A 13,747-nucleotide genomic window follows, 5' to 3' on the forward strand; every position below is an offset into this window, starting at 1 on the left:
TCGCATATAATATATCACCATTACAAAAATATATATACTATTTAGTTTGCAAATAAAAAAGAGATTGGTTCAAAAACCAATCTCTTTTTAAAACTAAATATTAATGTTTAATTTGATTAACATAAGTTTTATTACTTGTAATATATTCACCTTTGCCAATATAGAAACGTGTAATACCATTTAACTTAACTATTTTATTAACTTTAAATACATCGTTTTTATTAAGCTTCTTAACTACATTGCTTGCGCGGAAACGTTTACCACTATGAACTAATGCACCAGATGGTTTAATAATTTTGAAAGTCTTAAAGTTATGTTGATAGTAAGCATTAGCAACATAATCGGGACGTGAAGTTACATAACCCTTATTATTTACTCTATATCTTGGCAATCCAGTCTTGGAATACCCAACACCAGTCACTCTAAAGATATGAGCCTTATGTCTTGGTTGCTTAGCATATCTCTTAATTCTACTATGCTTAGTAAACTTAATACTATTATGAGTAAATAATGACTTAGTATTGTAGATATATCTTGGCAAACTACGTTTTATCTCATGACGATAAGCACTGAGATATGCCTTAACAAATGCTTGGGAATGCTTTTTAGCAAAGTTAGCAGGAAGTGCTTTGTATTTCTTAGCACTAGCAAGTCCTTGCTTAAATCCTAAGTTATTTTGGTGACGTTCTTCTTGTTTGAATGCTTGTTTGTAAGCATAACTGTAAATAACACCTTTATCTGATATATTGTGATGACCATATATAGCTTGCTTAGCTGCCTTCTTACCAGCATCATAACCATTATAACCATTGATATATGATTTATTACCAGACTGAGTATGGTCTTTAATACCCTTTTGAGCAGCCTTCATACCAGCAAGTCCATCGGTTCCAGCCTTATAACCATCATCATAATACTTAGTTCCATCAGAATTACGAATTTCATTCTTCAATGCTGCTTGAACACCATTCTTAGTATTATTATAAGCCTTTTGATATGCCTGCTTTTCAGCGTCAGAAGTAAAGTTCGTCTTAGGCTTTCCATTTAAGAAATCGGTTGGGGCAGTTGAAGAATTGTTTTGTGGTGTTGGTTTAGGTTGTGGTTGTGGCTGTGGAGATGGCATTGGCATATTACTTTGTCCCTGTTTATATGCATTACTGTAAGATGCAATGTAATCTTCTAAACTACTCTTAGGATCAGACTTGTCCGGAGCAGCACTACCGCCGTTATAGCCATTTTGATAACCTTTATAAGCACCCTCATAAACATCTTTGTAGGCTTGGCTAGCAGCCTTAGGAATATTGTTAGGAACAATAATCTTACTTGGATCTAACTTGCCGTCTGAACCTTGGTTAGTTCCATTTTGTGAATCAGTGATTGCTTGTTTAATAGCAGCGTTAGCAGTATTGAAACCATCTTCAGTACCAGCAGGTGCTGTCTTACTACCGCTAGCAGCAGCTTTCACTCCATTTAGAAGATTATTAGCTAAGTTAGCACCATCGATGTATTCTTTAGAACCCTGTCCATCACTAGATGAATTATTAGGATTCATTACTGAATTATAACCGTTCTTAGAATAATCATTACCTTGATTATATAAAGTACTTTGTCCACCACTATAAGTGTTATTAGGTGTTGAACTTGGATCATTTAAGAAGTCTTGTGATCCTTTGTGTTTAGCACTTTGATCAACGTTATATGCCATATTGTAAGCCATTTGATAAGTTGATGTCTTATCATTATTATCAGCTTGAGGTTTACCATCTTTTACATCTTGGAACGCTTGAGCAGCAGCACGATAAGTATCCTGACCACCTTGCGTCTTAATATCATTACCAGAAGCATCTTTAATTGGATTATCACTTGGTGCTGGGTTTGAAGCTGCTTGCGCTGCTTGATAACCAGCTTTTATGTCACCAGATGCTTTGTCAAATCCATCATTATAAGATGCCTTGTTAGGATCATTGGTATAAGGATTATTATTGCTATCGCTAACTAATCTAGCTGCATATCCTTGTTGTTCAGCAAAAGCATTGTTACGAACTTTATCATCAATGCCGGTTCCATTGTCAGAACTTTTAGCTTTATTAATAGCATCAGCATTATTCAAATTATCGCCTTGAACTTGGTTGAAGAAGTCCTTAGTTCCATTTGACTTAGCTTGTTGCATATCACCATAAGCTTTGTTGTAAGCTTGTTGATAGTCAGCTGTTTTACCAATATTACCACTAGCATCTTTTCCATTAGCGGCATCCTCATAGGCAGCCTTAGCTCCATCATAAGATGCTTGTGCATCTTTCTCATTATCACCAGGTCTATTAACATCTTGTCCATTAACTACCGCTTGTGCCGCATTAGGGATTGCATTCTTGGCATTTTGTCCATTTTGATATGCTTGTTTTTGACTATCAGTCCAACCATCCTCACTTGGATTTTGAGAGGTGTTATTGTTGAAACCTGTGTCATATGCTTTTTGATTATCATACCCTTGATTAAATGCCTGAGTATCTTGACTATCATTAGGGTTTACAGGTTTAGAAGCAGTTGATTTGTTTGAATTTTTATCAGATACATATTGTTGAGCACCCTTATTCATTTGATCAGAAGCTTCAGCATAAGCTTTGGCATATGATGATTGATACTGCATTTGCTTACTATTTTTATCTGCACCACTATATGCAGGCATGTTGTTAGAAGGATTAAATGATTGACCATTTTTAGCATCGTTGAATCCTTGAGTTGCTCCAGCATTAGTAGCGTCGTTATCAGGATCAGTCTTGTTGCTTTTAGCATCTTCGTAACCTTGCTTAGAAGCATCTTTTCCTGCTTGATATGCATTTTTCTGACCTCGGGTCCAGTTAGTTTGATCTGGTTCATTATCACCAGAATTATTAAATCCTGCATCATAAGCTTTTTGGTTATTGTATCCTTGATTGTAAAGTGCATCTTTTCCTGATGGTTCAAGATTATTAACACCATTTTGTTTATCATTCAAATATTGTTGAGCACCTTGGGCAGCTTGACTTTGGGCTTTTTGTTCAGCTGATTGATAGCTTGGTGAATTAGTATTAACTCCACTAGGAACCGTTTCACCAGCATTGGCACCAGTCTTAGCACCCCAATAAGCATCGACTTCATTTTGATTACTCTTATCATTATTTAATGTAGGAGCTTGTTTTGAGGAATCACTTGCTTCATCATAACCAATCTTAGCATTTTTACCTGCTTTATCGCCGGCTTGAGATGCTGCATCTTTAGGATTATCGTCATTACCATTAAAGGCCTTATCAAATGCTGCTTTAGCATTATCGACACCCTTAGTATAATTTTGACCATTAGTATTGTCAGGTGATTGAACGCTACCATTTAAATAGTCGTCTGCACCCTTTTGTTGAGACCCTTGATCAAATGCGTTGGTGTAAACAGGATTATTCTTCTTTGTATCATCATATTGATCAGATGCACCTTTAATGTATCCATCATGGGCAGCTTGATATGCATCTTGGTATGCTTGCTTATTCACTCCAGCTGGAATGTCAGAATCAGAAGGAACATCGCTAGAGCCCTTATCAGTTTTAGCCTTATTAATTCCATCACTAGTACCTGAACTTTCAGCACGAGCAATTTCGTATAACGGTTTGTTGTTAGCTGGCTGATTATCAGTGCCTTTACCATCAATTAGTCCTTTGATAGCTTCTTGATACCCTGATGTACTATCACTAGGAATTTTATCTTCCGATGTAATTCCGTTGTTATAATAATCAGCAATTGCCTTCTGATAACCTGGAGCTAAATTCTTAGCCGTTTCATAACCAGTTTTTTCATTAGGCTTCATATTATTAATTTGATCTTGAGTAGGAGCTGGAGTCTTCAAGCCTTCTTGATAACCTTTTTGGGTATCATTGTAAGCATTGGTGTAAACTGACTTTTCAGCGTTACTACCCTGGTCAGCAGTTGAACTACCATTGTTTAAAAATGCTTGACTACCGTTATCGTTGGATGCTTTTGCTCCGTCAATAGCAGTATTATATGCATTAACGTAGTCCGCATCCTTGCCCGAACCACTTTTTGTAATATTATCAAACGTGTTCTTCTGCTTAGCAGTATTAATAGCATCCGCAACTCCATCATGAGCATCTTTGTTAGGTTGGTCAGTAATTTTCGCAGGATAATTACCACTTTGTGGATTATCATTGTTTTCTGCCTCTTGATAACCTTGACGAACTTTATTACCATCGGCAATTCCTTGGTTATATTCAGTTGATTTAWTGCTGTCAACTGAAGCATCATTTGGATTACTATTTACGGCTGCTTGATAACCACTCTGAGTATCTTGATAACCTTGAGCTTGCACATCATTATTAGTTGGCTTTGCATCACCATTAGTGAAAGTCTTTGCACCTTTTTGTCTATCAAATGCATTTTGTGATACTTGATCTGAATTCGATAAACTAGCGTTATTAGTTTTGTTGGCTTGTGATGCACCATAATAAGCAGATTGATAAATTAAAGCCTTGGGACTATTAGAAACAGAAGTAATTCCAGCAGGAACTGGTACATATGAAGCAGAATCATAAGTCTTAGCATCAGCTTTTGCTGCATCAGCCTTAGCTYGTTGCGCTATATTGAAACCATCTTGTTGAGCAGTAGGATTAACACTACTATTTGATGGCAATTGGCTACTATTAGCACCGGCTATTGATTGAGTTCCATAGTCATACCCAGTTTTTTCAGATGAATTATTATCGCTAGGTTCAGAACTACCGTTTTTCATTGAATTGCTAAATCCAGTATTTGCACTGTTGAATCCATTCTTATATGAATTTATGAATGCGTTTTTAATGTCTTGGTTATCCTGTTTAGAATATATATTATTCCATGCATCGCTATTTTCATAATTATTATTATTTGAAGAATCATAGTCATTGGCACCAATTGAGGCACCAGCTTCTTGGGCGCCATTCAAGGTTGGAGTATAGTTCTGTACAAGGCTATTATCTTGAGCTTTATCAATAACATCATTTGGATTAAATGGATTCATTAATTCGTTGGTCAAATTACCACTATTATCTAATGTTTGTTTTTGCCTTGTAACATAATAATTTGCAGTAACACTAACATCCTTAGTAGGTTTTCCATTAGGTAACTTATAGCTGAACCTAATAGTAGCACCTTGATATTTTGCATCATTTAAATTAATTGTATTTCCAGAAGAATCCTTGCCCAATGAATTAGAATCAAGAGAAATAGCATCAGTATAAGTAACTGGTCCATTTTTAAAGGTGCTAGCTGAAGTATTTACATTAGTAATTTGATTTTGCTCTGTTTCATTAGGTGTATGATTTAAGTCCTTAATTTTATTTCCGTTTGCGTCGTAAAGTGCTAAATCACCAAGATCAGATGAATTATCTAATGGATGACCGTCAACATCGACCTGTATCAAAATCTTATTTTCACCATTTTCACTACCTTCAGGAACATTAGCAACATACAATTGTCCATTTACATTCCTAGTACCAGTAGAATCCTGTTTTGTATTAATACGACCATTAAAGTAAGCATTAGGAGTGGCAGTAAATGAAAGATATTTGATATTAGTAGTGTTTGAATTTGAATCTGTTACTAATCCATTTCCATTCGATGGATCAATATATTGAATATTTCCAGAATTTGGAACATAAACTTTATACTTAGAATCAGATGAACTTACATTACCATCACCATTAGTACTTAAAGCATATCTAACTGAATAGGCATTGATTGGTTTATAGAACAAATACCCAGAACCCGGGGTACCATCTACCTTATTACCAATTTGTAAAGTAACATTGTTACCTGGGTTATCAATGTTAAATGAATTATTTCCGGTATTATACAATAATGTTGGATTATTCCCAGTACCATCAGTATGAATAATTAAGTTACCACGATTAGTTATATTTAAAATACCATCAATATACATTACTTCAGGTGAAGAAGTATTACCTAAATTATTATATTCAAGATTAAAGTTACCATTATTCTTAATAGTTATATTTCCAGAAACATAATTTGAATAAGATGGCATAGTCCCATTTGAAACAATTTTAATTGTTCCTCCATCAACAGTTATTTGTCCCTTATTTGCAATACCTTGAGCAATGTTTACATTGCTATTATTACTAGTGGGAATTATCTCAAAAAGTGCATTAGGATTTACTGTTAAATTAGCACTACTGCTATTTAAATAAATACCTACAGCATTACTGTATGGAGCATTTTCAGCTGACTGATAAGAATTAGCCATAGGAACAAGCTTAACCTTAGCATTATCATCTACATAAAAATTCCCACCTAATTCAACAACGTCACCACCAGTGGTACTACCATAGTATGAAGCATTTTCATGAACTTCAAAATTATTAACTTGGAAATTTTGTTGATTTATACCAGATAGTCCATTGTTTGAATAAAGAGGAGAAGCATATCCACCACCTTCAGTTAAAGCATCATAATTCTTAGATCCCAAAGACTTATAATTACCAACTGAAAATACATTCAAATGACCATAGACATTAACCTTAGCACTAGTTGAATAAGCTAACTGAGATCCTACATAAGTTACATTTTGAAAATTAATATTTCCAGTCTTCCAAATTGGAACTGGTCCGTAATAGTTTATTCCATAAATCGCCTTAAAATTATTAATAGAAATATTATCATCCACACTATCAGTAATTCTATATGATGCAGAACCAAAATCAGATATATGATTTTGACCGTCCAATAATACGTTCAACCCAACAGAACTATAGTTACTGGAGTACACATTTATATTGGACTCATCATGCTGAACATAAAAAGGAGAATTCTTATAATTAATGTCATTTAATAGTTTAATAGAAATATTATTCTGAGTGGAATAAATATCACCTTTTGATAAATTACTCTCTGATTCTACTTGATTAGTATTTCCTGGACCCATAAAAGCGTTTTGCAATTGAACATCATTAGATACAAATGCAACTCCAGATTTAATTTGGTTAACAGCATCATTAAATCCTATAGTATAGTTTGTATCACCGCTTTGTGATTTTGAGGTAGGGTTAAAATTGCTAGAATTGTCATAAGAAAATTTATTATTAGTCCATTGTTGACTAATAGCATCTTGAGCCCCTAAATATGCTTGATCATAGGCATTTTTTGAATTCCGCTTAGGGGTATATGCATCATTTTGACTCTTTCCACTCCATTTACCACTTTCAGCATCAGCAGTTCCTTGATGAGCTAAAAAGTAGGTAATTCCTGAATTATAATCTGTCTGATTATGAATAGTTTCACTTGATTTAACATCATGTGTTTCATTTTGACCATTATTAGGTCCATTAGGATCATTTGGAATTTGTGCTTGAGTGATGGTTCCGTTTTGATTTTGATTACTATATCTACCAGAATTTAATATTGAATCAACTGAATTAGGATCATTAGGGTTTGAAGCTGAAGTTCCAGTATAATCTTGAACTCCCTGTGTTCCTGCAGGATTATCCTTACTGTTATTTAAACCATTATACTTGTACCATGCATCTCTTACACCATTAAATGCATCAGCATAGGCCGAATTACTAGCATTGCTTGATGACATACTTGGACTTGCACTACTACCGCCCGCTTGAATTTGCCTCCAAGCATCGTTAGCACCAACTGTTCTTATATATTCAGAACCTTCAACTAATCTTTTTAAATGATCGTAGGCTGCACTTGCAGTTGATGAATCAGTAGCGATTGCTGATGAAGCATTGGAAATGGCAATTGATGCTGATGACACTGAAGCAGCACTGCTCTGTTCATCGTTATATTTACTTACGTCAAAAGCAGATTTAGCAGCCATACTACTTTGACCTGCATTAGCTGATTGAGTTTGGCCAACGCTATTCATTGCATTCCAATCACTTTGCACAGCACTATTGGCACTAGATAAAGCATAACTAGCACCAGAAGTGGAACCACTTCCATTAATAGCATTTGCCTTACTTAATGCATCATTATATTTAGTTGAAATTGAATTATAATAATTATTAGCATTACTATAATCATTTTCTCTACCAGCTGAACCTAATAATGAATTGTTGATTACATTAGCACTGCTTGCATAGCTATATTGGCTACTTAATGAGGCAAAACTATTGTTAGCACTATTGGCACTATTTGATGCTTGTTGGCTATCGTTATTAGCTGAGCTAGCTAAGCTGTAACCATTACTTTGGTTTGTAGCATCACTGGCAGCATCTTTAGCATCACTGGCAGCACTAGATGAAACATTTTTGGCTGAATTAGCTGAACCAGCTTCTTTAGAAGAATTGTCTCGGTTAGATGAACTTGCAGCGTTTGAATAATTGTTTACAGAACTGGATGCACCGGAAACCGCTCCTGAAGCACTACTAGCTACATTACTATCTTGTTCTACTTGTCCCCCACTGTCGTGACCAGACATTGAATTTGCCACATCACTAGTAGTTTGAGATGCAGTACTTGCAGCACCACTATCTGTACTAATAGCATTACTTGCAGCGTTTACAGATCCTGTATATGCAGAACTAACCGGATTTGATGATAGTGTCCCGGATTGAGTACTACCACTAGTCATTGCTGTTCCTGTAGCATCTTGTTTACCATCAACGCTATTATTTCCAGTCTTATTTTCCGCAGCATGTGCTACAACTGCAGAATTTCCCATATTGGAAATTCCACTATATGTAACCGCTCCACCGCCTAACAAGGCTAAAGTAGCAACGGATACTACAACCCATTGCTTTTTAACTTTTTTCATTACTTTTTTATCATTTACTTTATTGAATTGATTCTTATTATATTGCAACTAAATTACACTCCAATTCCTATGAATTTCCATTATTCTAAACATGGATTATAAAATAAGCTGTAAAAATTAATAACTTATATGTGTCTATGTTTTCAATCACAAGTACAATTTAACACTAATTCATGGTATAGAAAAGACAAATGTACCCGTAATTTAATAATTTTGTAAAACTTAATATTATAATATTATATCACCACATGCAATTTAATAAAAAGTTGATTAAAAAAAGAGCCTAAACGTGAATTTAATCACATTAAGACTCTTTTATAATCTAATTTAATAAAATAATTAAATTATCTTTTTACATAAGTTTTATTACTTGTAATATATTCTCCTTTCCCAATATAGAAACGTGTAATGCCATTATATTTCACAATATTATGCACTCTAACAATAGCGCCTCGTTTCAATTTTCTGATAGCATTTTTACGACTAAATCTCTCGCTTTTATGAACAAGTGCACCACCAGGATTAATTATCCTGAAACGTTTGAAGTTAGTGTAGTAATATACATTAGCCACATAATCGTTACGAGCAGTAACATACCCACCATGAACCTTATATCTTGGCAATCCAGTTTTAGAAAACTTCAATCCGGTAACTCTAAATATTTTCGCATTATAACGATGCTTACTATTATTGTATGCTTTTACTCGATTATGCTTAGTAAACTTGGTTCCACGATGTGTATACAATCCCCTCTTATTGTAAATGTAGCGAGGAAGAATCCGTTTGGCTTCATGACGATATGCTTGCATATAAGCTCTAACGTAAGCTGGAGAATGAGAGCCAACAAAATGTTTAGGTGTTAAACGATCCAACTTAGCATTTTCTAAACCTTGTTCTCTGCCTAACTGTGCTTGAACTTTTTGCTCATGTTTGTATGCATCTTTATATGCATAATCATAAACAATGCCTCGTTTAGCTAAGTCATGATTTGGATTATCAATAACCTTCTGAGCAGCTGCTTTTCCAGCCTTATATCCATCATATCCATTTATATAATACTGATTACTGCCAATAGGCTTCAATCCATCTCTAGCATCCTGAATTCCTGCTAATCCCTGTTCACCAGATTTATAACCCTCATCATAATAATGAGAATTATCAGTTACTTGTTGAATGTTATCCAAAGCTGCTTTAAAACCATTTCTGGTATCCTTATAAGCGGTTTGATATTCTTTCTTATCATTAGACGAAGGAAATTGACTTTGTGGTTTATTATTGTTCAAGAAATCAGTAGGTGCTTTATTAATAAATGGTTGTGGTTGTGGCTGTGGTTGTGGTTGTGGCTGTGGTTGTGGAGCAGGAATATCACTTACACCAGTCTTAAATGAATTCTTATAAGAAGCAATGTAATCAGCCAATTTAGACTTAGGATTATTAGCACTTGGAGTAGCACTACCACCATTTAGTCCATTCGTATAACCATCATATCCACCTTGATAAATATCATTGTAGGTCTTCTGATCAATTCCAGAAGGTGCTTTAGGAATAATAATACTGCCATCATTATTCTTTTTAATATTACCACTTCTAGCAGCTGTAACTGCTTCATTAATAGCTTGTTTAGCAATATTGTAACCTTCTTGGAAATTACTATTGGTATTAGTTGGTTGTTGACCATTCGTATAAGCAATAATTCCAGAAATAATTGAAGCACCTTTTTCATATCCCACTTTTTGTGCCGGATTTAAATTAGATGGAACTGTAGTTTCCCCACTAGCAATCGCATTATTATATGCTTTTTGGGCATCATCGTAACCTTGATTTCTAGCTAATGCAGGCAAACTCCCCTGATTTTCAGGTAATTGACTGCCGTTATTAAATGCATTGGCTCCATCAATTGCGGCTTGACTTCCACTATTATAAGAATTGCTATACATATGAGTATATGAAGGTGATTGATTATTAATAACTGGCGGCTCTTTAATCTGTTGCGATCCATCGTGGTAACCTTTTTTAACAACTTGTTGAGCATTTTTATAAGCAGCTTGATTAGCAGGTGAATCATTATACGAACTAGCATGTGAACTATTTCCATTAATTGCATCAGCAATTCCTGCGTTAGCGGCAGACCCTGCTTGATATGCACTAGGATTACCTTGTGCTGAAGAATTATTAGATGGTTCACCAGTTACCCCAGCTTGATATGCAGATGCCGCCCGTTTATAAGAACTTTGTTGGGCATTAGTATATTTATTATTATAATCACTTTTTGGATCATTTATTTGATTAATATTATTATTTGCATCTTGAATAGCTTGATTAGCAGCTTTACCTATATTGTATGCTACAACAGGTTCTGATGGATTATATGGTTTACCATTAACCGCGTCTTGATAAGTTTGTTGAGTTTTATTATATGCTTTTTGGGCATCACTATTTGCTGGATATTTTTCAGGATTATTTGTTCCATCTGATACATCATTTATTGCTGAACGAACCGCTTTTCCAACGATGTTTGCTGTTGGGTTCAATTTTGCATTTTGTTGATCCTGAGAAGTACTATCATTATCATATCCTGCTTGGTATGATTTTTGGGCATTCTGATATGACACTTGTTGTTGTGATGTCCATTTATGATATGGACTAGTTGGATTCTTAGTCTGATCAATCTGAGCGATAGAATCATCAATCCCTTGTTTAGCAGCTTTCCCAACATTATAAGCAGTTGAATTCTTTTTAGCATCCTGATTATCTGAACTTTGATCATGCAATCCAGCATTAAAAGCTTTTTGAGCATTACTATAAGCATTCTCATTATCACTATTTTGTACATACTTATTTTGATTATCTGTATTACCGGCTGCGGCATCTGTAGTTCCTTGATATGCAGCCAATCCAGCTTGATTAGCAGGCTTACTAAACTGAGCAGTTGGACTAGTTGAATCATTTTTAAGACCTGCTTGATATGATTGTTGGGTCCTTTGATAAATTTCTTTATCATCTGCTTGATTCTTATCATAAGCATTTGAATTGTCTTGTCCGTTAACAGAATCTGTAATGGCTTTTCTCGATGCCAATCCCAATAAGTTAGCTGGAATATTCAAATTTGCATTAATTTTATCTTGCTCAGTTTGATCGCCATCCATTCCTGCTTGGAAGGACTTTTGGGCATTTTGATATGCCACCTGCTGTTGTGTTGTCCAAGTCTTATGGTAATCACTATTAGGATCATTTACTGCGTTTACATTATTGATTGAATCGGTAATTTCTTGCCTTGCGGCCACTCCGACATTGTAAGCAGTAGGATTTAACTGCGCATCAGCTGTATCCGGTTGAACATATAAACCGGCTATATATGCTTTCTGGGCGTTGGTATAAGCTGCGCTATTTATACTGTCCTTAGCATAATTAGCTTGATTAGCTTGATTACCGGCTGCAGCATCTGTTGCTCCTTGATATGCTGCTAAACCGGCGGTATTAGCCATTTGATTTAACTGTGCATCCGCACTAATTGCATCATTCTTCAATCCTGCTTGATATGCTGTTTGTGCATTTTTATAAGCCGCTTGCTTAATTGGATGCCAGTCATTATAACCACTATTAGGTTCATTGGCCGCATCCTTATTGGCGTTGGAATCTTCGATTCCTTGTCTTGCTGCTTGACCTACATCATAACCAGTCGTTGAACTATTTTGGCCATCATTTTGCAATCCATTTAAGAAATTACTTTGGGCATTATTATAGGATGTTAGTTCATGACTGTCTGCTGCATATTTGCTTTGGTTGTTATGGTTTCCTTTAGAAGCATCACTAATACCAATAAACTCTGCTTGACCCGCTTTATTAGCAACCGTATTTAATTTAGCAGCCTTTTGATCTTGTTCAGTATAGTTATCATCACTGCCTGCTTGATATGCTTTTACCGCATTATCATAGGCAGCCTGTTGTTGCTGGCTATAACTCTTATGATATGCAGAATCTGTAACCTTTGCTTCATTAATATTGCTATCTGAATCTGTTATTGCTTGTTGCGCTGCTAACCCAATCTTATAAGCTACTGGATTATTTATTGCTGCCTGTGTTGTTACTGCTTGACCAGTTAGTCCAGCTGTATATGCTGTTTGTGCATTAGCATAGGCAACCTGCTTATCACCAATATACTTATTATTATCATTACCTGCTAACGCATCTGCAGCTCCATTATAGGCAGCTTGACCCACTTCATTAGCTGTACTATTCAATCGTGCATCCGCATTGGTTTGGTTATTGCTTAGGCCTGCGGCATAAGCTTTTTGTGCATTCAAATATGCCTGCTGTTGACTAGTACTCCAATCATTGTATGGAGTTAAGTGGGCAACATCTTCATGAATGCCCACATTGTAATCAGTAATGCCTCGTTTAGCTGCTAATCCTACATTATAAGCAATTAAATTCTTTGCCGCATTCGCATCAGTCTCTGGACTACCTGCTAAACCTGCTGAATATGCTGCTTGGGCATCATTATAAATAATCTGATCATTGCCCTTGTAGTTAATATAATTATTATTACCGGCTAGTGCATCTGTCATTCCTTTATATCCAGCTGAACCTAGTAAGTTAGCTGGAATATTCAAATTTGCATTAATTTTATCTTGCTCAGTACGATTACCATCCATTCCTGCTTGGAAGGACTTTTGGGCATTTTGATATGCCACCTGCTGTTGTGTTGTCCAAGTCTTATGGTAATCACTATTAGGATCATTTACTGCGTTTACATTATTGATTGAATCGGTAATTTCTTGCCTTGCGGCCACTCCGACATTGTAAGCAGTAGGATTTAACTGCGCATCAGCTGTATCCGGCTGAACATATAAACCAGCGGTATATGCTTTCTGGGCGTTGGTATAAGCTGCGCTATTTATACTGTCCTTAGCATAATTAGCTTGATTAGCTGTATTGCCA

2 protein-coding genes are annotated in these 13,747 nt (G+C 35.4%); both read right to left on the reverse strand.

The window, feature by feature from the left end; all coding sequences use genetic code 11:
* Window positions 1–100: 100 nt before the first annotated feature.
* Entirely contained in the window at window positions 101–8,854 is an 8,754-nt protein-coding gene (locus C7N71_RS06860; protein ID WP_105988363.1) for a DUF5776 domain-containing protein, read from the reverse strand.
* Between the two features lie 296 nt (window positions 8,855–9,150).
* Window positions 9,151–13,747 (reverse strand): DUF5776 domain-containing protein (locus C7N71_RS06865; protein ID WP_225361900.1); only part of this gene is annotated, 4,597 nt, incomplete at its 5' end.

This window comes from Apilactobacillus timberlakei (genome assembly GCF_002993965.1).
Classification (GTDB): Bacteria; Bacillota; Bacilli; order Lactobacillales; family Lactobacillaceae; genus Apilactobacillus; species Apilactobacillus timberlakei.